Origin of the sequence: Rathayibacter sp. VKM Ac-2805, from assembly GCF_009834265.1 — a bacterium.
Taxonomy (GTDB): domain Bacteria; phylum Actinomycetota; class Actinomycetes; order Actinomycetales; family Microbacteriaceae; genus Rathayibacter.
The window spans coordinates 2,196,108-2,220,369 of record NZ_CP047185.1; the positions used below are offsets into that span (position 1 = coordinate 2,196,108).

The window sequence follows — 24,262 nt, forward strand, 5'->3', positions numbered from 1 at the left end:
ACCTCACGCGGCGCGCTCCCGCCGATCGGCGGCGAGTGCGGCCGCGACCCGGCGCGCACCTGCGTGGTGCGGATCGAGAGCGACGGCCTCGTCGGCGAGCCGTCCGGCCTCGTCGGCACGGCCCTCACCGGCCAGGATCCGCGCGAGGAGGACGAGCACTCCGGCTCGCTCGCTCGCGGGTGCGACGACGGCGGCACGGCGGAGCAGTGGGGCGAGCGCTCCCGCCGCGCCGGGGTCACCGCTCTGCGCCGACCGCAGCACGCGGTCCGCACCGCGGCTGCGCTGCACGGCCACGACGAGCGCAGCCAGGCCCGCAGGCCGGACCTCGGGATCGGGACCGGTGAGAGCTCGCCGGACGAGGTCGTCGACGCCGTGCAACAGCACGTCGGGCAGTTCGGCCCGCGGGTGGCGGTCGAGGAGACGGTCGACCGCGGCGGCCACCGCTCGCGGGTCGTCCCGGTCGCCGGCCTCGAGCCCGTCGTCGCGGCCGGACGACGGGAGCACGGCGACGCGGAGGGCGAGGCCGGGGAGCCGGCGCGCACGCTCCTCGAGGGCGGCGACGAGTCCCTCGCACGACTCCGGACCCGCCTCGCCGGGATGCACCAGCGCGAGTGCTCGCTGCACCCGCCCGAACCGGCCGAGCGCACCGAGGCTGGCCCGCGCGATCAGGGACGGATCCGCCCCCGACAGCTCGAAGCGGAGCGAGCCGCTCGGCGCGCCGGCCCGGAACGGGACGAGCACGAGGCTCGCCTCGGCCGCACCCCGCCGGTACCCGTGAGCGGCGTGGAACAGGGCGGCGTCGTCGGGTGAGGCCGGGACACGCGAGGCGGGAGCGGGGTGGAGGAAGATCGCTGAGGAGGTCATGCTGCGATCCTGCCGACCCTCGCACCCGCCGGGAGCGACGGCCCTCGGGATCATCGGAAGGATCTCGAGATCGCCGCCTGTGGAGGGAGAGGTCCCATCGACACCGAATCGCCGGCGCACGGATGGCGCCCTCCGGCCGCCGGGAATCCCTCCACAGGGACCGATCGGCCGAGTTCTGCACCGGTGTCCGATTCCCGCCGGTCGGTGGGGAGTCCCGCGGATACTCTCGACGCATGAGAACGACTCCCCTTCACGTCCGACGGACGACGAGCCCCCTCGGCCGCATCGAGGTGGGCAGCGACGGTGATGCGATCGTCTCGCTCGCCATCGAGCAGGCCGGTCTGCTCCCGCACGAGCACCTCCCGGAGTCGGACCTCCCGGTGCTCCTGCGGGCCGTCGAGCAGCTGGACGAGTACTTCGACGGGACCCGCCGCTCTTTCGATCTGCCGGTCGCTCTGCGCGGCACGCCCTTCCAGCTCGAGATCTGGCAGCGGCTCCAGGCTCTGGGCTTCGGGGAGATCACCTCCTACGGCGCACTGGGCACGGCCGCCGGTCGCCCCCGAGCGGGCCGGCCGATCGGCGGAGCGGTCGGTGCGAACCCGGTGCCGATCATCGTGGGCTGCCACCGCGTCCTCGCGAGCGACGGACGGATCACCGGCTTCAGCGCAGGCGAGGGCGTCGCCACGAAAGCCTGGCTTCTCGATCACGAGGGGATCCCCCACCGATGAGCACGGCCGACGGACTCGTCGAGGGCGAGGACGGCCTGGTCCGCTGCGCCTGGAGCGGCGCGGATCCGGAGTACCGCCGCTACCACGACGAGGAATGGGGCACCCCGCTGCACGGAGATCGCCCGCTGTTCGAGAAGATCTCCCTCGAGGCGTTCCAGTCCGGCCTCTCCTGGATCACGATCCTCCGCAAGCGGCCGAGGTTCCGCGAGGCCTTCGACGGCTTCGATCCGGCCCGGGTCGCCCGGTACGACGACACCGATGTCGAGCGGCTGATGGAGGACAGCGGCATCATCCGGAACCGCGCGAAGATCATAGCCACCCGGGACAACGCCCGGGCCGTGCTCGCGCTCCTCGAGCAGAGAGGCGAGGGCGCGTTCGACGAGCTCGTGTGGTCCTTCCACGATCCGGACGTCGAGGACCGGGTGGTCCGAGCCGCCGACGTCCCTGCGACGACGCCCGGGTCGACGGCGCTCGCGCGAGCGCTGAAGGCCGCGGGGCTCCGCTTCGTCGGACCGACCACCGCGTACGCGCTGATGCAGTCGGCCGGAGTCGTCGACGATCACCTCACCGGCTGCTGGCGCCGACGCTGACGCCCTACGGTTCCGGCACGACGAGGTCGAGCTCTCCCGTGTGCCGGTTCTCGGCGAGCAGGAACCCGCGCCCGGCCGCCCACGCCGAGAGCTCGCCGAGCGACTCCGTCGCCACCCGGTCCTCCGCCAGCGCCCTGACGAAGCGCCCCTTGCCCTGCTTGTTGAAGTGGTTCAGCGACCGGAGTGCGCCGTCGGCCCCGCGCGAGCGGACGCGGACGAAGAACCGCCCCTCGCCCGCGGGAACCGGTCCGAGCGCCGCGTACGCCTCGCTCCGCAGATCGAGGACGAGCCCGTCGAGCGCGCTCAGCACCCGCCCGGCCTCCGCTGCCCACCAGCGCTTGAGCGACCTCCCCGGGACGCGGGAGTCGTGGGACAGACGGTATGCAGGGATCAGGTCGAGGGCGCGGATCGGCCCCCAGAGCGCGGACTGCACGATCGCCGTCCGACCGAGCACCTCCCGTGCACCGGAATCGAGGCTGCGCGCGTCGAGCGCATCGAAGAGCACCCCGTCGAAGCGGTCGACCGCGGGGAGGCCTGCCGCGGTCGCGAGCGCCGCGTTGCGATCGATCTCGCCGAGCTGACGCGGACCGAGCTTCAGCGCCCGGGCCGAGAGCTCGCGGTCCCCGGCCAGCGCGATCAGCGCCTCCGCCAGCTCGCGCCGCTTCGCGTGGAGCTCGGGGAAGGCGAGCGACTCGAGCACGAACGGCTCGTCGCCGCCGTCGCGCTTCGTCTCGGACGGTGGCAGCAGGACGTGCACAGGACTCCTTCGGAGAAGAGGGACGGGCGGCACGACGAAGGGGCCGGACGATCGCGATGATCGTCCGGCCCCTCCGTGCCGCGGTGAGCGGCGGTGTACTAGACCAGCGATGCCTGACGGGCGACCACGGTCACCACGTCGTTCTCGACGGACAGGAAGCCGTCGTCGGCCTGCGCGGTGAGACGCGTGCCGTCCAGGGCCGTGACGCGCACCTCGCCGGTGGCGAGGATCGCGAGCATCGGCTCGTGGCCGGCGAGGATGCCGATCTCGCCCTCGACGGTGCGAGCCGTGAGCTGCTTCGCCTCTCCGGACCACACCTCGGCGTTCGCGGACACGACGCTGACCTTCAGGGTCCCGGCCATGATCAGCCGTTCTCCTTCTGGATCTGGGTCCACTTCTCCTCGACGTCCGAGATCGAGCCGACGTTGAAGAACGCCTGCTCGGCCACGTGGTCGAACTCGCCCTTGGTGATCGCGTCGAACGACTCGATCGTGTCCTTCAGCGGGACGGTCGAGCCCTCGACACCCGTGAACTTCTTCGCCATGTAGGTGTTCTGCGAGAGGAACTGCTGGATCCGGCGCGCACGCGACACCGTGATCTTGTCCTCCTCCGACAGCTCGTCGACACCGAGGATCGCGATGATCTCCTGCAGCTCCTTGTTCTTCTGCAGGATCTGCTTCACGTTCGTCGCCACGCGGTAGTGGTCGGCGCCCAGGTAGCGGGGGTCGAGGATGCGCGAGGTGGACGTGAGCGGGTCGACGGCCGGGTAGAGGCCCTTCGACGCGATCTCGCGGGAGAGCTCGGTGGTCGCGTCGAGGTGGGCGAAGGTGGTCGCCGGCGCCGGGTCCGTGTAGTCGTCGGCGGGGACGTAGATCGCCTGCAGCGAGGTGATCGAGTGTCCGCGCGTCGAGGTGATGCGCTCCTGGAGCACACCCATCTCGTCGGCGAGGTTCGGCTGGTAGCCCACCGCGGAGGGCATGCGGCCCAGGAGGGTCGACACCTCCGAGCCGGCCTGCGTGAAGCGGAAGATGTTGTCGATGAAGAGCAGCACGTCCTGCTTCTGCACATCGCGGAAGTACTCCGCCATGGTCAGGGCCGACAGGGCGACGCGCAGACGCGTTCCCGGCGGCTCGTCCATCTGGCCGAAGACGAGCGCGGTCTTGTCGAAGACGCCCGCCTCCTCCATCTCGGCGATGAGGTCGTTGCCCTCACGGGTGCGCTCGCCGACGCCGGCGAACACCGACACTCCACCGTGGTCCTGCGCGACGCGCTGGATCATCTCCTGGATGAGGACGGTCTTGCCGACGCCCGCGCCGCCGAACAGGCCGATCTTGCCGCCCTGCACGTACGGAGTGAGCAGGTCGATGACCTTGATGCCGGTCTCGAACAGCTCGGTCTTGGACTCGAGCTGGTCGAACTGCGGGGGCTTGCGGTGGATGGGCCAGCGCTCGGTGATCTCGAACGACTCGCCGTTGATCTTCCCGTCGGCGTCGGCGTTGAGCACCTCGCCGATCACGTTGAAGACCTTGCCCTTGGTCACGTCGCCGACCGGGACCGAGATCGGCAGGCCGGTGTCGTGGACCTCCTGGCCGCGGACGAGTCCGTCGGTGGGGTTCAGGGAGATGGCCCGGACGAGGTCGTCGCCCAGGTGCTGCGCGACCTCGAAGGTCAGCTTGCTCGAGACGCCCTCGACCTCGACGTGCGTGTAGAGCGCGTTGTAGACCTCGGGGATCGCGTCGTGGGGGAACTCGATGTCAACGACGGGGCCGGTGACGCGGGCGATGCGGCCGATGGCCCCGCCCGACGTCCCGGTCGCCGCCTCAGGTGCGGTCAGTGTCATTGCTACTTCCTTCTGTGGTCTCACCGCTCCCGGAGGGCGGAGTCGAAACTGTGTGGAGCGGAGCCCTCTTACTTGGAGGAGGACAGGGCGTCGGCGCCGCCGACGATCTCGGCGATCTGCTGCGTGATCTCGGTCTGGCGAGCGTTGTTGGCGAGACGCGTGTAGGTCTTGATCAGCGTGTCCGCGTTGTCGCTCGCCGACTTCATGGCCTTCTGGCGTGCCGCGTGCTCCGAGGCCGCCGACTGCAGCATCGCGTTGAAGATGCGGCTCTCGACGTACACGGGCAGGAGGCGGTCGAGGACCGTCTCGGGGTCGGGCTCGAACTCGTAGAGCGGGTACAGCTCGCTGTTCTGCTCCTCGGCGCCCTCGACGACCTCGAGCGGCAGCAGCCGGACGACGGTCGGCTGCTGGGTGACCATGCTGACGAAGCGGTTGTAGACGAGGTGGATCTCGTCCACGCCGCCCTCCTCGTCATCGAGGTTGTACGACTCGACGACCGCGTCCGCGATCTCCTTCGCCGTCTCGAACACGGGCTGGTCGGTGCCGCCCGTCCAGACGCGGACGCTGGCCCGCTTCCGGAACGAGAAGTACGCGTTCGCCTTGCGGCCGACCAGGTAGAAGACGACCTCCTTGCCCTCGCTGCGCAGCAGCGCGGCCAGCTCCTCGGCCTCCTTGAGCACGCTCGAGGAGAACGCGCCGGCGAGGCCGCGGTCGGAGGTGAAGATCACGATCGCGGCCGTGTCCAGCTTCTCGCGCTCGGTCGTGAGCGGGTGCTCCACGTTCGAGTAGGTCGCGACAGCGGACACGGCGCGCGTGATCGCGTTCGAGTACGGCGCCGCGGCAGCGACGCGGTTCTGCGCCTTCTGGATGCGCGAGGCCGAGATCAGCTCCATGGCCCGAGTGATCTTCTTGGTCGTCTGGGCCGAGCGGATCTTCGACCGGTAGACCCGGAGTTGCGCTCCCATGTGTCTCCTGTTGTCCTAAAAGTGGCGAATCGTCGGGGTGCCGCTGGTCAGCGACGGCCCTTGACGATCTTCTCCTGGCCGACCTCGTCGGCCGCGATGGCCTGGTGCTCCTCGCGCCCGACCGAGGCGAGCGGCTTGCCCTCACCGGTCTGGAACTCCAGCTTGAAGCCGTCGACGGCACGGTTGAGCTCGGCGACGGTGTCGTCGGAGAGCACGTTGGTGTCGCGGAGGGTGTTCAGCACCTGGGTGTTGCGGCCCAGGTAGTCCAGGAGCTCGCGCTCGAAGCGCAGCACGTCGGGGACCGGGACCTCGTCGAGCTTGCCGTTCGTTCCGGCCCAGATCGAGACGACCTGCTCCTCGACGGGGTACGGCGAGTACTGCGGCTGCTTGAGCAGCTCGGTGAGGCGGGCGCCGCGGGCGAGCTGACGGCGCGAGGCGGCGTCGAGGTCGGAGGCGAACATCGCGAAGGCCTCGAGCGAGCGGTACTGCGCCAGCTCGAGCTTCAGCGTGCCGGAGACCTTCTTGATCGACTTGACCTGCGCGTCGCCGCCGACCCGCGAGACCGAGATGCCCACGTCGACCGCGGGACGCTGGTTGGCGTTGAAGAGGTCGGACTGGAGGAAGATCTGGCCGTCCGTGATCGAGATCACGTTGGTCGGGATGTAGGCCGAGACGTCGTTCGCCTTGGTCTCGATGATCGGGAGACCGGTCATCGAGCCGGCGCCGAGCTCGTCGGACAGCTTCGCGCAGCGCTCCAGCAGACGGGAGTGCAGGTAGAAGACGTCACCCGGGTACGCCTCGCGTCCCGGCGGGCGGCGCAGGAGGAGCGACACGGCGCGGTAGGCCTCGGCCTGCTTCGACAGGTCGTCGAAGATGATCAGGACGTGCTTGCCGCCGTACATCCAGTGCTGGCCGATGGCCGAGCCGGTGTAGGGGGCGAGGTACTTGAAGCCGGCGGGGTCGGAGGCGGGGGACGCGACGATGGTCGTGTACTCCATCGCTCCGGCGTCCTCGAGCGCGCCCTTCACCGAGGCGATGGTCGAGCCCTTCTGGCCGATGGCGACGTAGATGCAGCGGACCTGCTTGTTCGTGTCGCCCGACTCCCAGTTGGCCTTCTGGTTGATGATCGTGTCGATCGCGATGGCCGTCTTGCCGGTCTGGCGGTCCCCGATGATGAGCTGGCGCTGGCCGCGGCCGACCGGGATCATCGCGTCGATGGCCTTGATGCCGGTCTGCAGCGGCTCGTGGACCGACTTGCGCGACATGACGCCGGGAGCCTGGAGCTCGAGGGCGCGGCGGCCCTCGGAGGCGATCTCGCCGAGTCCGTCGATCGGGTTGCCGAGCGGGTCGACGACGCGGCCGAGGTAGCCGTCGCCGACGGGGACCGAGAGGACCTCGCCGGTGCGGGTGACCTCCATGCCCTCCTCGATGCCGGAGAACTCGCCGAGGACGACGACGCCGATCTCGTTCTCGTCGAGGTTCTGGGCCAGGCCCAGGACGCCGTTGGAGAAGCGGATGAGCTCGTTGGCCATGACGCCGGGGAGGCCCTCGACGTGGGCGATGCCGTCGGCGGCGTCGATGACGTAGCCGACCTCGGTGGTGGAGGCCTTGCCCGGCTCGTACGACGAGACGAAGTCCTTCAGCGCGTCGCGGATCTCATCCGGGCTGATGGTGATATCTGCCATGGGAATTCCTATTCGTTGGGTCCGTGCGAGCCGAAGAGGTCGTCGGGGCCTGACCTGGATGGTGCGGGGGTCGAGGGCAGTGCCCTCTGAGGATACGTGCGCCCGTCAGGACGCGAGCTGGAGCTTCAGGTCGGACAGCCGTGCGGAGACGGTTCCGTCGATGACCTCGTCGCCGACGTGCAGGCGCATCCCGCCCAGGAGGGAGGGATCGACCACGACGTTGACGGAGACCGGTCGGCTGTACTGGCGCGTGAGCGCCGAGCGGAGCCGGTCGAGCTGCTCGGGGGCGATCGGTGCGGCGACCGAGACCGTGGCGAGGATGAACCCGCCCTGGTCGGCGACCACGCCTGCTGCGAAGCGGACGAGCTCCGGGATGCGGCGACCGCGCGGGTGCGCGATCAGCTGCCGGAGGATCGCCAGCGTCTCGGCCGCGGCCTTGCCCTCGAGGAGGCGCTGCACGAGCGCGACCTTCGAGTCGGCGGCGGCGAGCTTGCTGCCGAGCGCGAGCTCGAGCTGGGCGTCGGAGGCGACGACCTCGCCGAAGGAGTGGAGCTCCTTCTCGAGGTTGACGCCCTCCGGAGCGGAGGACGCGATCGCGCGGACCCCGACCTCCTCGACCCCGGCGACCATGTCGCTCGGGCTCGACCAGCGGTGGCCGACGATCACGGTGAGCAGGCGCTTGGCCGGCTCGCCGAAGGGACCGAACACGCGGGCGACGAGAGCCTGCTTGCTGCTCGAGTCGGCGCTCGGGTCGGCGAGGGCCGCGCGCAGCTGCGCCTGGCCGTCGATGACCCGTGCGGCCTCGAAGAGCTGCTGGGCCGTGTCGAGGGACGCCTGACCGGCGAGGGCGGAGAGCTCCGCCTTCGCCGATGCGAGTGCCTGCCTGGACGCGCTGCCCATCAGTTGTTCGCCTTCTCCGAGGCCTCGAGGTCGGCGAGGAAGCGGTCCACGATCGCGGACGCCTTCGCGTCGTCGTTGAGGCTCTCGCCGATCACGCCGGAGGCGAGGTCGATGGCGAGGGTTCCGACTTCGGAGCGGAGCGAGACCACGGCGGCCTGACGGTCCGCCTCGATCTGGGCGTGCGCGTTGTGGAGGATGCGCTCGGCCTCGACCTGCGCCTGCTCCTTCTTCGCCGCCACGATCGCGTTGCCGTCGGCGTTCGCCTTCTCGCGGATCACTCCGGCCTCGGCGCGGGCCTCGGCCAGCTGGGCGGTGTACTTCTCGAGGGCGGCCTCGGCCTGTCGCTGGGCCTCGTCGGCCTTCGCGATGTTCCCCTCGATCGCGGCGGAGCGCGCGTCGAGCATCTTCTGCAGGCGCGGCAGGACCAGCCTCCAGAAGAAGAACAGCAGGATGAGGAAGATCACCCCCGACCAGAAGAAGTCGTAGAACTCCGGGATCAGAATGACCGCGGGGACGTCACCTTCTTCCGCAGCGATGTTCACAGCGGTGCTGAACACGACTACGCCGCGAAGATGAAGTAGGTGGCGAGGCCGATGAGCGCGAGCACCTCGGTGAACGCGATGCCGAGGAACATCGTGGTCTGGAGGCGGCCGGCCATCTCGGGCTGGCGCGCCATGGCCTCGACGGTCTTGCCCGCGACGATGCCGACACCGATGCCGGGGCCGATCGCTGCGAGGCCGTAACCGACCGTCGCGATGTTGCCGGTGAGTTCGGCGAGAACGGTGACTGAGTCCACGAGTGGGTCCTTTCAGTGGGGTGATCGTGAGAACGGGCGGGAGCCCGTGAGTAGTGGGGTCAGTGCTCCTCGGCGACGGCCAACTGGATGTAGACCGCAGCGAGGAGGGTGAAGATGTAGGCCTGCAGCACGGCGACGAGGAGCTCGAAGAGCGTGAACGCACCGCCGAAGGCGAAGGTCACGACGCCGAAGAGCTTGAAGCCCGGGTCGATCTGGGAGCTGAAGAGGAAGAACTGCGTGGCCGAGAAGCACAGCACCAGCAGGAGGTGGCCGACGATCATGTTCATCACGAGCCGCAGCGCGAGCGAGAGCGGACGGATGATGAACGTCTGCAGCAGCTCGATCGGCGTGAGGATGAAGTAGATCAGGAACGGCGCTCCGGGCGGGAACAGGGCGTTCTTGAAGAAGCCCATCCCCCGGTCCTTGATGCCCGCGTAGATGAACGTCACGTAGGCGACCAGGCCGAGGAAGAGCGGCATGCCCACCACGGAGGTCCCCGCGATGTTCAGGAACGGGACGATGCCGGTCAGGTTCATCGAGATGATCGCGAAGAAGATCGTCACGAGGATCGGGAGGAACCGGCGCGCGTCCTTCTCGCCGAGGATGTCCTTGGCGATGGTGACGCGGACGAAGTCGAACGCGAGCTCGACGACGTTCTGGAAGCGGCCGGGGACGAGGCGCAGCTTGCGCGTCCCGAGCCAGAAGAACAGCATCAGTGCGATGACCGCGATGAAGCGGACCAGCATGACGCGGTTGATCTCGAAAGGGGTTCCCTCGAAGAGGAAACCGGGCGGGAAGAACTCGGAGATCGACGGGGTGTGGAAGTCACTCTCACCGGTCGAGGACGAGACCAACAGGGTCACAGCGTTAGCAAACAGCGCTAGCTCCTGGAATTCGGGGCGTGGCACGTTGCAGCCGACCGAATCGAATCATTCGGACGCAACGCTCTCGCGACGACGAAAGGTGGGGTTTTCCGCTCGGACGGCGATCGTGCTCGACGACCGCCATCAACGATGAGACGATCTGAGGACACGTTCGCCTGCGGGATTCGTCCCTACTGTAGCAACAGAACGGCCTGAGAGCCGAATCGTGGTCCTCTCAGGAACCGTTCGGCTCGTCCTCATCGAGCGATGTCGCTGACGTTCGGCATGCGCGAGCGCGAGACGACGAGGACGTCGATCACCAGGGACCCCAGGACGGCGACGATGATCGTGACGAACATCGCGGTGCTGTTCAGCCACGGCTGATCGCGCAGGACCAGGGCGGCGATCACGAACAGCACGAACTTGGCGAGCCACGTGCCGAGGACGACGGCGAAGAACCCGCCGATGTCGAGGCGGTTGGCGACGAGGATGCTCGCGGCGGTGAGGAGCACCATCACGCCGCCGACGATCGCGCCGAGGAGGGCTCCGATCGCGCCCTCTCCCCCGGCGGCGATCCCGCCGACGACGGTGCCGAGAACGGCCAGGGCGAGCACGAAGAGGCCGCCCACGACCAGCGCGCGGCGCAGGACGGGGACGGACGCGGGCTGCGGACGGGGGGTGGCCGGGGAGGCTCCGGTCATGATGCTTCCTTCCGCGCCGTGGTCGGCGCTGTCGTGTCCCGGTCGATCGGGAGTCCGGCCGGCGGACGGATCAGCTCCGTCGAGGACGCGCGGTCGAGGGGGTCGAGGGCGGGTGAGGCCTCCGCGGACTGCGCCGCCGCCTCGAGCCGCTTGCGGCGGCTGAGCGGGGCGAGCGTGACGACGGTGCAGACCAGCAGACCGACTCCGAGGAAGACGAGCGGGACCCACAGCACGTCGACCACGAACATCAGCAGGCAGCTGACGGCGACGACGGCGGTCCACGCGTAGAAGATCAGCACGGCGTGCAGGTGGGAGTGCCCCATGTCGAGCAGGCGGTGGTGCAGGTGCTTCCGGTCGGCGCTGAACGGCGACTTTCCCGCGCGCAGGCGCCGGATCACGGCGAGGCCGAAGTCCATCAGCGGCACCACGAGGATCGCGAACGGCAGGATGATCGGGATGAACGCGGGCAGGAGCTCCTTCGCCGCGAGCTGGGCCGGGTCGATCTGGCCGGTGACCGCGATCGCGGAGGTGGCCATCAGCATCCCGATCAGCAGTGCGCCGCTGTCGCCCATGAACATCCGCGCCGGACGCCAGTTGATGGGGAGGAATCCGGCGCAGGCGCCGACCAGCAGGACCGCGATGAGCGAGGCCAGGTTGAAGTAGTCGGTGGGCGAGGTCTGCTGCACCAGCAGGTAGCTGTAGAGGAAGAAGACGCCGTTGGCGATCAGGGCGACGCCCGCCACGAGGCCGTCGAGGCCGTCGATGAAGTTGAGAGCGTTGGTGACCAGGACGATCGCGAGCACGGTGATGATCAGCGACATCCACGGCGAGCCGACGGTCAGGCCGCCGATCGGCAGGGAGACGATCTGCACGCCCTTCCAGGCGATCAGGCCCGCGGCGATCAGCTGACCGGCCAGCTTCGTGGTCCAGTCCAGGTCCCAGATGTCGTCGGCGACGCCGATGAGGACGATGAGCAGGCTCGCGCCGAGGATCGCGAGGATCGGCTCGGGATTGGCGAACACCAGCCGGAAGTAGGGCAGCTGGGAGGCGATGCCGAAGCCGACGAGGATCCCGAGGAACATCGCGATGCCGCCCAGGCGGGGGGTCGGCCGCGTATGCATGTCCCTGACGCGGATCTTCGGGTAGAGCCGGTACTTCAGGCTCAGCTTCCAGATGACCCACGACAGCGCTCCGGTCACGAGCGCGACCGCGAGCGAGACGAGGGCGAAGGTGATCACCGGTTACTCACCCGGAGCGGAGTCGGTGCGGGCGGCGCCGGTGCCGGGCGTGCCGGGAGCCGACCCGTTCGTGGTCGTGCTCGTGCTCGTGCTCGACGGGTCGGCGTCGAGCGGATCGGCGGGGTTTATGGGCGCGGGATCGGCGGGCGCGGAGTCGTCCTGGAGGCGCGCTCCGGAGGCCCAGTCGGGACGCGCGGACGGGGTCCGCTCGAAGGCGTAGGGGTCGCTGCCGGTCGCAGCCTCGTCCGGCTCCTGCGAGTCACCGGACAGCACCACTCCGGCCCGACCGGCGTCGGGCTCCGGCGTCTCAGCACGGGGCGCGTCCGGATCCGGCAGCAGGTCTCCGACGACCTCGCGGATCCGCTCGGCCGACACGACGCCCTGGCGCAGGATGCGCAGGGTGCCGCCCTCGAAGCTCAGCGCTGTGGCGTCGACGATCGTCGAGGACTCGCTGGCGCCCGCGGGGCGGTCGCTGTAGCGCGATCCGGCGGCGCCCGCGTCGAGATAGACGTCGACGGAGTCGCCGAGCTGGTCGAACGCCTCCTGTGCGGTCGTGGCCGAGGGCTGCCCCGTGCGATTGGCGGAGGAGACCGCCAGCGGGCCGGTCTCGGCGAGGAGCTCGATCGTCACCGGGTTGTCCGGCATGCGCAGCGCCACGGTCCCGCGCGTCTCGCCCAGGTCCCAGACCAGTGAGGGCTGGGCGTGCAGGACGATGGTGAGCCCGCCGGGCCAGAACTCGCGCGCGAGGTCGCGCACCGCCTCCGGCACGTTCTCGGCGAGGGCGTCGAGGGCGGCCACGTCCCCGATCAGGACGGGCGGCGGCGACTGCCTCGTCCGTCCCTTCGCGTCGAGCAGGCGCTGGACCGCGGCGGCGTCGAACGCGTTGGCCGCGACGCCATAGACGGTGTCGGTGGGGATCACCACGAGCTCGCCGCGGCCGATGGCCGTCCGCGCGAGACGGGTGCCGGTCAGGAGGTCCGTGTCGACGGAGCAGTCGTAGATGCGTGCCATAACGGGTCGATGATACCGGCGCGGTCCGTGTCCGGACCGGCTGCGGCGCGGCGGTCGCGTCAGCGCCGCCCGAGGCCGGGGCTCGGCGGCCGTCGCAGCGGCGCCCGACCCGCGCCGGCCGAGGCCGCCCGAGCGCGTTCGGGAGGGACTCGGCTCGGCGCGGCGGGCGCTTCCGCCGACAGGACGCCCACGAGCGCCACGGAGACGGCGAAGGTCGCGAGCGAGTGCTGATCGCCGAACCAGGTGGTGTTGTCGGCCATCCCGTGCAGGAACGTCCAGAGGATCGCGACGGCGAGCGCCCCAGCGGTGACGGCCTCGCTCCGGGAGACCCGGAGGAGCAGGCGCACGACCGCGATCGTTGCCAGGAGGAGGAACGCGAGGACGGGGAGCGCGATCAGGAGTCCGCCGTTGGTCCACGCGGTGACGAGGAGGTTGTGCGGCGGGCGGGGCTCGCTGTGCTGGGTGAACTGCGACGAGCGCGCCAGCCACAGCTCCTGCCATCCGCCGTACCCCAGCCCCAGCAGCCAGTTGTCGGGGAACGCACTCGCAGCCAGGCGCAGGAAGTCGCCGCGGGCCCCGAGCGTGAGCAGGCCCGCCTCCGCCAGCTGAGGGAAGGACACGGCGACGGCGTACACGGCCGTGATCCCGGAGGGGATGGTGATCATCCAAGCGACCGGACCGAGGCTGCGTCCCTTGAGTCCGCGGATCGCGGCGACCAGCAGGGGCAGGACGATCGCGAGGACGATCGCGGTCTTGGACAGCGTGAAAAGGGCGCCGACCAGCCCGGCGACGGCGACGAGCACGAGGAGCCTCCCCCGCTGCCGTCTCCAGACGGCGAAGGCCAGCGCGCCGGTCGTGGCCATGTACATCGAGGCGATGTTGCCGTTGAGGAAGAACCCTCCCGACTTCTCCTGCAGGACGTTGTTGAAGGACGTCGTGAAGATGTCCCGCACGTAGATGTCGGAGAACAGCACCGCGTCCGGCCACCGGAGGTAGGCGGTCTCCTGCACGGGATCGAGCTGGAAGAGGATCGTGAGCGTCACCTGGAGGAGGAACACGGGCGCCGCCCAGCCGAGGGCGCGGCCGACGACCCGCCAGGCGCCGTCGCCGAGCCCGCGGACGGCCAGGTACGGAGTGAGGAAGGAGACGACGGAGACCACGTCGCGCAGCGCGGCCGCGCGTGCTCCGGAGTAGGTGAGCGCGAAGAGGGTGCCGGCGATCACGAGGAGGACCACGACCACGAACCGGTCGATCCGCCCGCCGCGCAGCCGCGCCACGGAGTACGGGAGGAAGAGCAGGCTCCAGGCGACCGGAGCGGTGACGGGCCCCAGGGTGTAGAGCTGCACGACGCTCAGCGCCAGGAGCACCGCGAGGAAGACGAGGACGATCCGCTCGTGCCGCCGCTGAGCGGGATCCGCCGGCGCGCGCGACGGCCGCCCGCGGGTCTCCGGAGCGTCGGTGACGCGGGTCGCGGCGATGACGGAGGGACGAGAGGCGGTCGGGCGGCGGAGGAGGGCGTCGTCGGCGTGGCGGCCCATGTCAGAGCCGTTCCACGGAGGTGCCGGTGGCGGCCTCCGTCTGGCGGAGCGGAGCAGCGGCGCGCCGATTCCGGGACGACGGGCCGACCTCTCGCGGCGGGAGGGTCGTCCGCGGGCGCCGGTCCGGAGCGGGAGGCGGATCGAGCAGCACGGGAGAGGCGGTGGCGTCGGCGGACGCGGGCGGGAGAGGGGATGGAGGTGGCATGTCGCGCCGACACTAATCGCGCGGCACGAGCCTCGACGGGCTTGGCGCGGAACGTCGATCCGCGTGCGCGCGGCGTCCCCGCGCCTCAGCCACGGGGGTCTGCCAGCAGCTCGTCCGCGCGGCGGGCGATGCCCGGCCAGCCGAAGTCCGCCGCTCGGCGCCGCGACGCCGCAGCGACCTCCGCGCGCCGCCGGGGATCGCGCAGCGAGGCGATGAGGGCGGGGAGCTCCGCGAGGACGGTGTCCGCGACCTCCTCCTCCGTGCCCGGCGGGACGAGGACGGATCCGTCGACCACTCCGTCGGAGGTGCGCAGGATCTCGGGGAGGCCTCCGCGCTCGACCGTCACGACGGGGATCCCCCGCGAGAGCGCCTCCACCACCACCATCCCGAACGGCTCGTCCCAGCGGCAGGGGTAGAGCAGGAGCGCCGAGGAGCCGAACAGCTCCAGCAGGTCCTCGTGCCGGAGGAACGGGAGCCGGCGCACGACGCCGGGCAGGGCGGCGACAGCCTCGTCGAGCGCTCGGACGTACGGGGTGGGCGTCGCGTCGTCCCCGAGGCCCGATGCGCCGGCGATGACCAGCCGCAGATCGGCGCCGTGCTCGGTCCGCATCCGCCTCACGATCTCGACGGCCTCGCGGGCTCCCTTCTCGGCCACCAGTCGCCCGGCGAAGACCGCCTCCGCAGTACCGCCGAGCGGCGCCGGCGGGACCTCGGGCGGAGGGACGACCCCGTTGTACAGGACGGCTGTGGCGATCAGGCCGTACCGGTCGACCGCCCGGGCGCGCAGGAACTCGCTGCAGAAGATCCACTCGTCGACCGCGTCGAGGTAGCGCCGGGCGGCGGCGGGATCGGGTGGCAGGTGATCGAGCAGGTCGTTGTGCAGGTGTGCGACGATCCGCCCCCGGTAGCCCAGGCGGCGCAGGCGCACGGCGTAGCGGGGGCGGTTGTGGATCCAGACCGTCGGGACACGGCGCAGCGACGGAGCGAGCACCAGCAGCCAGAAGCGGCCACCGAAGGACAGCCGACGCAGCTCGGCGCCCGGGTCGCTGTCGCGCCGACGCGCCAGGAGGAGTGCCGCGCGCCGCTGGACCGCGTAGATCCGCCGGTACAGGCGGTGCGGCCGGCCGTCCACGCCCGGAGACGCCGACGACCACGGCGCGTGCACGGCGATCCGGAGCGAGGACCGGGACACCGTCTCGCGGACCCAGGTCGCCACGGCTCCCCCGCTGCCGTCGAAGCGCTCCTCGGCGGCCAGCACCACGGCGACCTCGACCGGGGCGGCGGAGCCGAGCCGGAGCCGGGCGGGCAGTCGCGACAGGACGAGCGATCGCGCCTCGGCGATGTCGCGCCCCGGCGCCAGGAGGGCGGTCGCTCCCAGCACGAGGCCCGCGAGCGCCAGCTCCACCGGGAGCAGCCGCAGGGGCGCGCCCTCGGGGAGCAGGCGGAGCAGGAGCAGCACGATCGCCATCGGTGCGGCGAGCAGCGGCCCCGCGGCGCACGCGCGCAGGAACGCGCCGAGGCGCACTCCGAGCACCACCCGCAGCACGGCGCAGGTGACGGCGAAGCCGAGAGCGCTCGAGAGCAGCAGCCCGCCGATCAAGCCGTCGAGTCCGAACAGCACTCCCCCGCCGACGATCATCGGGATCGTGATCGCGGTCTTCACGATGTTCACGATCAGCCCGAACCGCACCCGGTCCATCGCCATCAGGATGAAGCCGACCGGGTTGCCGATGGCCCGCACCGCGCCCACCACCGTCAGCGCGCTCGTCATGCCCGCGATCCAGCCCCAGCCGGGTCCGTAGAACAGCCGCACGATCTCCTCGGAGCGCAGCGCCACCAGCATCAGCGGCGGGATGCTCGCCATGCTGAGCACCGCGGTGACGCGGAGGTGGTTCCGCGCGACGCGCTCGCGGTCGTGCTGGATCGAGGAGAACACCGGGAACATCACTCGCGTCACGATCGGGTTGACCCTCGCGGGGAGGTTCACGGCGAGGTTGTATCCCAGGGTGTACCCGCCCAGCTGGGCCGGTCCGAGCAGGCGGCCGATCGCGAGCGAGCCGGCGTTCGACCCCAGGTAGTTGACGATGCCGTCGAGGGTCTGGAAGACGCCGAAGGAGAGGAAGCGGGCGGTCTCGCGGATCCGGAACCGGAACCGCAGCCGGAACCAGCGGCGGGCCTGCACGAGGGCGAGCACGGAGCGCAGAGCCGCGGTCGCGACGAGCCCCCACGCGTAGGAGAGCGCCCCCGCGCCCGAGACCGCGAGGCAGACCGTCACGGCGAATCCGCCGACGAGAGCGATCGTCTCGGACACGGCGACCGCTCGGAACCGGATCCCCTTCTCGAGCACCGCTCTCGGCACCTGCCCGGCTGCGCTGCCCACGAACACGAGCGAGGCGACGGTGAGGACCGGCGCCGCGGCGGCGGACCCGAGCAGGGAGGCGATCGGTGCGGCACCCAGGAGGACGGCGACGGTGACCAGGAGCCCGACGGAGAGGTTGAGCCAGAAGACCGACGAGAGCTCGAAGCTGGTCGCCCGCCGGCGCTGGATGATCGCCTGGGCGACCCCCATGCCGAGGAAGATGTCGACGAACGCGTTGAGCAGGGCGACGATCGCGATGATCCCCATCTCGGAGGGGTCCAGCAGTCTCGCCAGGAGCGCGAACTGCCCGAGCTGCACGACGAGCGCGACGGCGAACGAGACCGCCGTCCAGGCGGTCGCGTCGACGGTGCTCCGGCGCAGGCTCACCTCTCCCGCCCGGCGGAGGCCGGACGGAGGCCAGGTCGCGGATCGTCGGCGCGGTGCTCGGCGCGGCTCATCCGCGATCTCCGTCCGTCGTCGACGCTGACCGCCCGGTCGTAGAGGTCCTCGAGGTCGCGGATCCGCTCGGCGAGGTCGAACGAGGCGAGCACGCGCTCCCGCCCCTCCGCGCCCATCCGCTCCGCGCGGTCCGGGTCCCGGAGCAGGGCGGCGAGCGCCCCGGTCAGGCCGGGCACGTCCCCCTCCGGGACGAGCAGCCCGGTGACGCCGTCCTCGACCGCCTCCGGGACGCCGCCGTGGTGGTACGAGACGACGGGGACGCCGGCGAGCGCGGCCTCGAGGAAGACCATGCCGAAGCCCTCGGAGTCGCCCGTCGCCGCGGTCCGCGACGGTGCGCAGAAGACCGCGGCGCCGGCGAGGATGCGGGCGACCTCGGCGGGGGGCAGGGAGCCGGTGAAGGTCACCCGCAGGCGCAGCCGCGCCGCCTGCTCGACGAGCGCCTCCCGCAGGTGGCCGTCGCCGACGACGGTCAGGGGGACGTCGCGGATCGGTCCGGGGAGGGCGGCGACCGCCTCGAGCAGATCCGGGACGCCCTTCTTGTCGGTGAGGCGTCCGACGAAGACGATTCCCGCGCGCTCCGCAGCCGGTGCGGCCTCGGGGCGGGAGGTCGGGACGCCGATGTAGCCCACTCCAGTGCGCCGCGGGTCCGCCCCCAGGCGCAGGAGCCCGTCGGTGATGAAGCGGGAGACCCCGATCACCGCGTGCGCGGTGCGGAAGACGGCGCGGGCCTCGAGGGCGCGGTGAGCGCGGGCGAGGGGTCGGAGCAGGCGCGGAGCTCCGGTCGCGAGCGGCCAGCTGGTCACGTCGTAGCCGTGCCCCGTCACGACGAGCGGGAGGCGCCTCCTCCGTGCGTACCGCGCGATGGAGACGGCGTCGATGAGGAAGTGCGCGTGGATGAGGGCGGGCCGGTGCTCATCGACGATCGCGTCGAGCCGTCGTGACACTCCGAACCACCGCAGGAGGAGGGACCGCCGCCCGCGAGGGGTGATCGGATCGTGCAGGACGATGTCCGTGCGGTCGTGGAGGACGCCCGAGCCGGTGCGCTCGAGGCCCACTCCGAGGGCGCGCCAGCGCTCGAGTCCGTGCATCTGATTGCGGACGAACGTCTCGGAGTCCTGCAGCCACGCGCGCTTCCAGACCAGGACCAGCGGCCTCTCGGCGGCGGCGGCGACTCCCGCGTGCTCAGCGGACGGCACGGCGCACCCGGTAGCGGAGGGCCGCGACCACGCTCGGCAGCACCCGCACGGCGTCGCCCAGATAGCGCCGCCAGAGCCTGCCGGGCTCCCGGCTGAGCCGGTGCGCCCACTCGAGGCCGAGGCGCTGCACCACGAGCGGCGCCCGCGGGATCTCGCCGGCGAGGAAGTCCACGGCGGCGCCGACGCCGAGGCACACCGCTCCCGTGCCGCCGACGGCGAGCAGGCGCTCGCGGACCTCCTCCTGCTTCGGGGAGCCGAGGCAGAGCGCGACGATGCGGACGTCGGCCGCGCGCAGGGTCGAGGAGAGGCGGGCGAGGTAGGCGTCGTCCGCGAGCTCGGCCGGCTCCGGCGAGACGACGACCGGAACCTGGAGCCCGGCGAAGCGCTGCTGCAGCTCGGCGGCTGCGCGATCGCCGACTCCGGGGCGTCCGCCGACGAGAGCGACCGGCGCGCCCTCGAGCGCCGCGCGGCGGCAGACCTCGGTGAAGAGATCGATGCCCGTCACGCGGCTCGCCGTGCGGTGGCCGTACGAGCGGGCCAGCCAGACCAGAGGCGCCCCGTCGAGCACCACGAGGGACGCCCGGCCGTAGTACCGCCGGAACTCGCCGGAGTGCTTCCAGCGCACGAAGTGGTCGGTGTTCGGCGTGACGACCAGCCCGTCGCGGCCGCTCCGGGACAGCTCGAGCACGGCCTCCGCCGCCTCGTCGAGCGTGGTGATGCTGGCCGGCATCCGCTCGATGCGGCCGGTGATGTAGGAGGTCATGCCGGTGCTCCTCGGGGGTCGGTGCGGGAGGGAGGGAACGGAGCTGGTGTGCGGAAGGGGCCGGTCGCGGCCGCCTGCACGGGGACGGTCACGTCGTCCACCGGGTGCTCCTCCGATCGGAGAGCCGGCGGCGGGTGTCGTGCACGGCGTAGAGGATCCGGCTGAGCGCCGTGAAGGCGGCGGGGACGTGCTTGAGCACCAGCCCCAGGACGAGCAGCCGCGGCGACCGCGCGGAGCGGAGCACGCGGACGTCGCGCAGCGCCTCGGACCCGAGCCGGACGCCGGTCTCGACGAGCGCCGCGTCGGAGTTCTGGCGGATCGGGGTGAGCGCGACGGGGACGGCGTAGAACCAGGTCGTGAACCAGTCCGACAGCGGGCGCGGCACCTCCTCGAACGTACGGGCGAGCGCCGCGCGCATCTCCTCGGCGCAGACCAGGAGGTTCCGGAGGTCCGGGTCGCGCCGACGGGTGATCGAGGACGCCGTGTGGACGTAGGAGTAGAGGACCTCCGGCACGAAGAGCACCCGTTCCGACGCCTGGACCGCCCGCAGCACGCCGACGAAGTCGGACTGGGAGCTCAAGCGCGGGAAGAGCTCCTCCTGCAGGACGGCGCGGCGGAAGAGCTTGTTCCAGAGGAAGCCGTGCAGGCGCCCGGACGCCATCCGCTCGAGAGCGAGTTCGGACGAGACCAGTTCGCGCCGGTCGAGGCCGTCGATCACACGTCCGGAGGTCGACTGCCGGGTGCGGTAGAGCGCCCGGCAGACGACGACGTCGGCCGCCGTCCGCTCGGCCTCGGCGGTGAGGGTCCGGAGGATCTCCGTGTCCCACTCGTCGTCGACGTCCACGAACCAGACGAACTCGGAGTCGATGCCGTCGAGGGCGCGGTTCCGGGCGGCAGCGACGCCGCCGTTCTGCTCGAGGAGCAGGACCCGGGCGTCCTCGCGTCCCTCGGCCCACTTCTCGAGCACCTCCGCCGTGCCGTCCGAGGACGCGTCGTCGACGAGGACGACCCGCATCCCCGGTCCGAGAGTGAGTGCGAGCCGCGCGAGGAAGCCGTCGAGCCGGGCGATCGCGTTGTAGCAGGGAGCCACGACGGTCACCGAGTGCACGCCCCCGCTCACCGTCGGCCCCCGAGCTCGCGGTAGGCGGCGACGACGGGTCCGAAGACGGCGTCGGGCGAGGCGGCCTCGTCCACCCACGCCTTCGCGCGGTCGGCCTGCATCAGGAGCCCCTCGGGTCGCTCCAGAGCGGCGGCGAGGAGCTCGGCGATCCGCTCCCCGTCGGCGTCGGCGGGGAGCAGGAGGCCCCGACCGTCGGCGAGCAGCTCACCCACACCGCCGACGTCGGTCGCCATGACCGGGCGACGGCGGGCCATCGCCTCCAGCATCACGAGCGGAGTCCCCTCCCACCGCGAGGTGGACAGGAGGAGGTGCGCCGTGTCCAGCGCTCCGGTCACGTCCGCCGACGGACCGGCGAAGTCGACCACTCCGGCTCCCCGGGCTCGCTCGCGCAGCACCGGCAGCATCGGACCGTCGCCGAGCCAGGTGCCGGTGACGGGGCGGACCCGGGCGAGGGCCTCGACGACCGCGAGGAAGCGGACCGGGTCCTTCTGCTCCGCGAGCCGCCCGATGCCGAGGACGCGGACGACCGGCTCGGCGAGTTCCGGCGCGCTCGCAGGCTCCGCGGTGACGTTCGCCGGGGCGTTGCCGGTGACCACGACGCGATCCTGCGGGCGGCCGTAGCCCTCGACGACCATCCGCCCCACGGAGGCGGAGACGGCGAACACCCGCCGGGAACGGAAGGAGAGCGCTCGCCTGTCAAATCCGGGCAGCTCGGTATGCGCGTGCTCGACCACGGGGACACCGAGCGCGGCGCCGACGAGGAGGGCCAGCAGAGCCTCGCGGCGCTGGTGGGCGTGCAGGACGTGCGGGCGGAACCGGCGGACGGCGAGTGCGAGCTCGCGCAGATCGGCCGCGAAGCCCTGTCCGGGTCTCGGCACCACGAAGACGGGCGACTCCTGCGCGGCGCGGTCGCTGAGCGGTCCGGGACGCCCCCAGTAGGCGGTCTCGCAGCCGTGCTCGCGGCTCCACGCACCCAGGGAGAGGGCCACACGCTGCGCGCCCCCGTCCTCGAAGGAGTCGAGGACGTGCAGGATCCGCAGGGATCGGGAACGGGGGGCCCTCATGAGAGCGCCCCGTCGGGAACCGCGCCCGGGAAGCGGACGTCGAGTTCGGCCAGGACCGCGTCGACGTCGCGGCCCATCGTCCCGCGGTCGACGTCGTAGTGATCGGCGAGGAGGTCGACGACCTCGTCCCGGGGCCGGCGCTGCCGGATCACGGCCTCGAAGACCGAGGCGGCGCTCAGCGAGAGCACGATCGGGGGCACCGACGGGCGGGACAGGTCGAGCACGTAGACCTGACGGTCCGTGCGCTCGACGGCGAAGCGCTGGGCCGTCGGCGCGCTGCCACCCTGCGCCTCGGCGGAGGCCTCCACCGGATGCACGGCGCTCGCCGCGGGATCGGACGAGGCCGGGAGGTCGCTCACCGGCGCCGTGGTCGCCGCGATCGCCTCGAACGAGGACGCCGGGCCCTGCTCCTCGCTGCGGCCGCTCAGCGCCACCCTGGCGAAACCGGTGAGGGCGGAGGGGAGGCCTCGGAGCGCCCGCAGGGTCCGCTCCCCCCGGAGCCGGAGCCGACGTCGGACCGTCGTCGCCTCGGGATGGCTCGCCTCGAGATCCGCGCGGGTGGGGAAGGCGGCTCTCAGCAGCAGGCCTCCCTTCAGGCGCCAGGGAGCGGACGCCACGGCGTGCAGCCAGTTGAAGGTGTGCCGGTCGGAGCTGCGGCGCACGTCCCAGAGAATCTGGGCCTGCCGGTAGCGCTCCTCGGGCGCGGCGGGGACTCCCCAGGAGGCGAGGAGCTCCGTCATCGGCGTCTGCGCGCCGAGCTCGACGGCCGCGTCGCGGATCGCCTCGCGCTCCTCGCTCGGAAGGCCGGCGGCGTGCGCCTTCAGAACCGCCAGCGCCGTGGTCGCCGAGGCGGAGCGCGCGCTGCGCAGCTGGTGCAGGGCGTGCAGCACGAGGTGGTGCGCGCGCCCGGGGATCCGCAGGGTCTCGTCGCTCAGCGGCAGATCCTCGGCGGCCGCCCAGAGGCGGTCGAAGACGATCCGCTCCTCCTCGAAGGCACCCGGGAAGGAGCGGTGGACGTCGACGTCGCACGGCCACGAGGGGTGGACGAGCGTGATCGAGTGGTCGACGAAGAGGGTCCAGCTGAGAGCCTCGGCGCGGCGGCGCCAGCCCATCGAGGCGAGCAGCCCGAGAGCCTCGTCGAAGCGCTCGGGGTCGACCCAGAGGTCGACGTCGGCCGACGTCATCGGCGCGCGGATCCCCTGGCGGTGCAGACCCTCGCCCTTCACCACGAGGCTGCGGACGCCGTGCGTCCGCAGGGTGTACTGCACCAGCACGGCGGCCAGGCGCAGGGCGACGGCGTTCGGCAGCATCGCGTCGGCGGAGGCGCCGACAGCCGGGACCGGTTCAGGCGACACGGACGCGTCCCTCCGCGAGGGCGAGGATCTCCTCGGCCGCGACGGACCACGGGCGCTCCCGCGCGAGCTCGGCGGCTCCCCGGGAGAGAGCCGTCCACTCGCGCCGGAGCCGATGGAGGGCGTCCTCGTACTCCTCGCGCGTCGCGTCGTCGGAGAGGACCACGCCCGCCCCCGCCGCGCAGAGATCGGCCAGGACGCTCGACTCGATCGCGAGGACCGGCAGCCCGCTCGCCAGCGCGTCGAGTCCGGCGGCCGCGCCGGTCGTCGACGGCGTCAGGTGGGCGTACACGTGGGAGTGGCGGAGCACCTCGACGACGCCGTCGCGGTCCTGCTCGCCGACGGAGCGCAGCCCCGATGCGAGGTCGTCGGCGATGCCGCCGCCGTCGTCGATCACGGTGACGTACTCGGTGCCGTCCAGCCGGGCGAGGAGATCGAGCCGCTCGGCGCCCCGGTCGAGACCGGAGGCTCCCACGGCGGCGAAGCGGAGGGGCCCGTCGGGGGCGGACGGCGTCGGGAACGACGCGTCCGGCAGGCCCAGGGGTACGACCGTTCCCGCGAGGGCTGACGCGAGCCGCTCCGTCGGGGTGACGACGACAGCACCGCGGCGCTCCTCCTCGAACCGGAGGCGCGGGAGTGCCGGGAGGTCGTCGGCCAGGAGGACGGTCGTCGGAGCGAGCCCGGCGAGCTCCACGGCCGTCCCCGGGAGAGCCACCACGAGGTCGGGCCGCTCCGGAGCGAGCAGTCGGCGGGCCCGGCGCGTGACGACGGCGAGCCCGACGGACCCGGCGCCCCTCCGGCCGGCGGGCTCAAGGAAGCGGGCGAGCACGCTGGGGCGGAGCTCCGCCCCGCTGAACCCCTCCGGGTCACCGGTCACCACGACCACGCGGTGCCCCTGGCGGCGCCAGGCGCGCTCGAGCGGAGCCGCGTGCCAGGCGTCGAGGGCGACGATCCCGATGGTCAGCACGGGCGGACTCCCCCCGTCAGGGGGGATCGGCGGCAGGGACCGGGAGACGGGAGGAGCGCGGAGTCCCGCTGGTCGATGACCTCGTGCACAGGGCGGTACCTCTCTCCGTCGCGGCAGGCGGAGCCGCGGACGTCGGAGAAGTTATCCCCGTGCCCGGCGGCCTCCGAGTGGGAGGCGCGATACGGACGCGGAGGCGGCGTGCGCGCCGCTCACGGAGTCGGATCGCGTCGGCAGCGGTCGCTCGACCGTCAGTCCCCGCCACGGATTCCGCGCCCGCCGCACCGGCATGCGGAGGCACCGC

General features: G+C 71.9%; 23 protein-coding genes. 2 read left to right on the forward strand and 21 right to left on the reverse strand.

All coding sequences use genetic code 11. The features are described 5' to 3' along the window. Nucleotides 1-3: 3 nt before the first annotated feature. Nucleotides 4-864, reverse strand: a complete 861-nt coding sequence (locus GSU40_RS10255; protein ID WP_160034852.1) for a hypothetical protein — start codon at nt 862-864, stop codon at nt 4-6. Between the two features lie 233 nt (nt 865-1,097). Between GSU40_RS10255 and GSU40_RS10260 the strand changes: the two genes are divergently transcribed. Together GSU40_RS10260 and GSU40_RS10265 are read left to right on the forward strand one after the other, a co-directional pair. Beyond that, nucleotides 1,098-1,592: a methylated-DNA--[protein]-cysteine S-methyltransferase gene (locus GSU40_RS10260; RefSeq protein WP_104223029.1), complete on the forward strand. Its 495-nt coding sequence runs from the start codon at nt 1,098-1,100 to the stop codon at nt 1,590-1,592. Then, on the forward strand, nt 1,589-2,182 hold the full coding sequence (locus GSU40_RS10265; protein WP_160034854.1) for a DNA-3-methyladenine glycosylase I: 594 nt from the start codon (nt 1,589-1,591) through the stop codon (nt 2,180-2,182). Before GSU40_RS10260 ends, GSU40_RS10265 begins: the two co-directional genes overlap by 4 nt. A 4-nt stretch (nt 2,183-2,186) precedes the next feature. Here the strand turns inward: GSU40_RS10265 and yaaA are convergent, their stop codons facing one another. The 20 genes from yaaA to GSU40_RS10365 form a co-directional block, all read right to left on the reverse strand. After that, nucleotides 2,187-2,939: a peroxide stress protein YaaA gene (gene yaaA, locus GSU40_RS10270; RefSeq protein ID WP_160034856.1), complete on the reverse strand. Its 753-nt coding sequence runs from the start codon at nt 2,937-2,939 to the stop codon at nt 2,187-2,189. 98 nt (nt 2,940-3,037) lie between these two features. Continuing rightward, nucleotides 3,038-3,301 carry a F0F1 ATP synthase subunit epsilon gene (locus GSU40_RS10275; protein WP_104223026.1) on the reverse strand — a complete coding sequence of 88 codons (264 nt, stop codon included), beginning with the start codon at nt 3,299-3,301 and terminating at the stop codon, nt 3,038-3,040. Nucleotides 3,302-3,303: 2 nt separating this feature from the next. Then, nucleotides 3,304-4,779, reverse strand: a complete 1,476-nt coding sequence (gene atpD, locus GSU40_RS10280; protein ID WP_104223025.1) for a F0F1 ATP synthase subunit beta — start codon at nt 4,777-4,779, stop codon at nt 3,304-3,306. Nucleotides 4,780-4,847: 68 nt separating this feature from the next. Further along, the gene (locus tag GSU40_RS10285; protein WP_104223024.1) at nt 4,848-5,744 is read right to left on the reverse strand and encodes a F0F1 ATP synthase subunit gamma; all 897 of its coding nucleotides are present in this window, start codon (nt 5,742-5,744) and stop codon (nt 4,848-4,850) included. Nucleotides 5,745-5,791: 47 nt separating this feature from the next. Then, nucleotides 5,792-7,429: a F0F1 ATP synthase subunit alpha gene (gene atpA / locus GSU40_RS10290; protein ID WP_104223023.1), complete on the reverse strand. Its 1,638-nt coding sequence runs from the start codon at nt 7,427-7,429 to the stop codon at nt 5,792-5,794. Between the two features lie 105 nt (nt 7,430-7,534). Beyond that, nucleotides 7,535-8,329 (reverse strand): F0F1 ATP synthase subunit delta, encoded by a 795-nt coding sequence (locus tag GSU40_RS10295; protein WP_104232703.1) that lies wholly within the window; start codon nt 8,327-8,329, stop codon nt 7,535-7,537. Next, on the reverse strand, nt 8,329-8,886 hold the full coding sequence (locus GSU40_RS10300) for a F0F1 ATP synthase subunit B (RefSeq protein ID WP_244229449.1): 558 nt from the start codon (nt 8,884-8,886) through the stop codon (nt 8,329-8,331). The genes GSU40_RS10295 and GSU40_RS10300 overlap by 1 nt, the downstream gene beginning before the upstream one ends. Before the next feature lie 2 nt (nt 8,887-8,888). Further along, nucleotides 8,889-9,125, reverse strand: a complete 237-nt coding sequence (locus tag GSU40_RS10305) for an ATP synthase F0 subunit C (protein ID WP_055794702.1) — start codon at nt 9,123-9,125, stop codon at nt 8,889-8,891. Nucleotides 9,126-9,184: 59 nt separating this feature from the next. Then, nucleotides 9,185-9,988 carry a F0F1 ATP synthase subunit A gene (gene atpB, locus GSU40_RS10310; protein ID WP_068254016.1) on the reverse strand — a complete coding sequence of 268 codons (804 nt, stop codon included), beginning with the start codon at nt 9,986-9,988 and terminating at the stop codon, nt 9,185-9,187. Nucleotides 9,989-10,245: 257 nt separating this feature from the next. Beyond that, on the reverse strand, nt 10,246-10,689 hold the full coding sequence (locus GSU40_RS10315) for a hypothetical protein (RefSeq protein ID WP_104223021.1): 444 nt from the start codon (nt 10,687-10,689) through the stop codon (nt 10,246-10,248). Beyond that, nucleotides 10,686-11,927 carry an MraY family glycosyltransferase gene (locus GSU40_RS10320; RefSeq protein ID WP_208543309.1) on the reverse strand — a complete coding sequence of 414 codons (1,242 nt, stop codon included), beginning with the start codon at nt 11,925-11,927 and terminating at the stop codon, nt 10,686-10,688. The genes GSU40_RS10315 and GSU40_RS10320 overlap by 4 nt, the downstream gene beginning before the upstream one ends. A gap of 3 nt (nt 11,928-11,930) precedes the next feature. Beyond that, on the reverse strand, nt 11,931-12,938 hold the full coding sequence (locus tag GSU40_RS10325) for an L-threonylcarbamoyladenylate synthase (RefSeq protein WP_160034858.1): 1,008 nt from the start codon (nt 12,936-12,938) through the stop codon (nt 11,931-11,933). Between the two features lie 59 nt (nt 12,939-12,997). After that, nucleotides 12,998-14,476, reverse strand: coding sequence for a hypothetical protein (locus tag GSU40_RS10330; protein ID WP_160034860.1), 1,479 nt, complete (start codon nt 14,474-14,476; stop codon nt 12,998-13,000). A 290-nt stretch (nt 14,477-14,766) separates the two neighbouring features. Continuing rightward, a complete protein-coding gene (locus GSU40_RS10335) occupies nt 14,767-17,427 on the reverse strand; it encodes an MOP flippase family protein (RefSeq protein ID WP_160034862.1) in 2,661 nt (886 codons plus the stop codon). Further along, entirely contained in the window at nt 17,424-18,695 is a 1,272-nt protein-coding gene (locus GSU40_RS10340; RefSeq protein ID WP_160034864.1) for a glycosyltransferase, read from the reverse strand. Before GSU40_RS10340 ends, GSU40_RS10335 begins: the two co-directional genes overlap by 4 nt. After that, entirely contained in the window at nt 18,682-19,458 is a 777-nt protein-coding gene (locus GSU40_RS10345) for a WecB/TagA/CpsF family glycosyltransferase (protein ID WP_160034866.1), read from the reverse strand. The genes GSU40_RS10340 and GSU40_RS10345 overlap by 14 nt, the downstream gene beginning before the upstream one ends. Before the next feature lie 88 nt (nt 19,459-19,546). Then, nucleotides 19,547-20,566, reverse strand: coding sequence for a glycosyltransferase family 2 protein (locus tag GSU40_RS10350; protein WP_160034868.1), 1,020 nt, complete (start codon nt 20,564-20,566; stop codon nt 19,547-19,549). 8 nt (nt 20,567-20,574) lie between these two features. Then, nucleotides 20,575-21,642: a glycosyltransferase family 4 protein gene (locus GSU40_RS10355; RefSeq protein WP_160034870.1), complete on the reverse strand. Its 1,068-nt coding sequence runs from the start codon at nt 21,640-21,642 to the stop codon at nt 20,575-20,577. Beyond that, nucleotides 21,639-22,997: a PqqD family peptide modification chaperone gene (locus tag GSU40_RS10360; protein WP_160034872.1), complete on the reverse strand. Its 1,359-nt coding sequence runs from the start codon at nt 22,995-22,997 to the stop codon at nt 21,639-21,641. The genes GSU40_RS10355 and GSU40_RS10360 overlap by 4 nt, the downstream gene beginning before the upstream one ends. After that, on the reverse strand, nt 22,987-23,961 hold the full coding sequence (locus GSU40_RS10365; RefSeq protein ID WP_160034874.1) for a hypothetical protein: 975 nt from the start codon (nt 23,959-23,961) through the stop codon (nt 22,987-22,989). Before GSU40_RS10365 ends, GSU40_RS10360 begins: the two co-directional genes overlap by 11 nt. Nucleotides 23,962-24,262 lie beyond the last annotated feature (301 nt).

Coding starts and splice junctions, on each gene's coding strand:
- GSU40_RS10255 (WP_160034852.1), bottom strand. CDS start 864: ATGACCTCCTCAGCGATCTTCCTCCACCCCGCTCCCGCCTCGCGTGTC.
- GSU40_RS10260 (WP_104223029.1), top strand. CDS start 1,098: ATGAGAACGACTCCCCTTCACGTCCGACGGACGACGAGCCCCCTCGGC.
- GSU40_RS10265 (WP_160034854.1), top strand. CDS start 1,589: ATGAGCACGGCCGACGGACTCGTCGAGGGCGAGGACGGCCTGGTCCGC.
- GSU40_RS10275 (WP_104223026.1), bottom strand. CDS start 3,301: ATGGCCGGGACCCTGAAGGTCAGCGTCGTGTCCGCGAACGCCGAGGTG.
- atpD (WP_104223025.1), bottom strand. CDS start 4,779: ATGACACTGACCGCACCTGAGGCGGCGACCGGGACGTCGGGCGGGGCC.
- GSU40_RS10285 (WP_104223024.1), bottom strand. CDS start 5,744: ATGGGAGCGCAACTCCGGGTCTACCGGTCGAAGATCCGCTCGGCCCAG.
- atpA (WP_104223023.1), bottom strand. CDS start 7,429: ATGGCAGATATCACCATCAGCCCGGATGAGATCCGCGACGCGCTGAAG.
- GSU40_RS10295 (WP_104232703.1), bottom strand. CDS start 8,329: ATGGGCAGCGCGTCCAGGCAGGCACTCGCATCGGCGAAGGCGGAGCTC.
- GSU40_RS10315 (WP_104223021.1), bottom strand. CDS start 10,689: ATGACCGGAGCCTCCCCGGCCACCCCCCGTCCGCAGCCCGCGTCCGTC.
- GSU40_RS10325 (WP_160034858.1), bottom strand. CDS start 12,938: ATGGCACGCATCTACGACTGCTCCGTCGACACGGACCTCCTGACCGGC.
- GSU40_RS10330 (WP_160034860.1), bottom strand. CDS start 14,476: ATGGGCCGCCACGCCGACGACGCCCTCCTCCGCCGCCCGACCGCCTCT.
- GSU40_RS10345 (WP_160034866.1), bottom strand. CDS start 19,458: ATGACCTCCTACATCACCGGCCGCATCGAGCGGATGCCGGCCAGCATC.
- GSU40_RS10355 (WP_160034870.1), bottom strand. CDS start 21,642: ATGAGGGCCCCCCGTTCCCGATCCCTGCGGATCCTGCACGTCCTCGAC.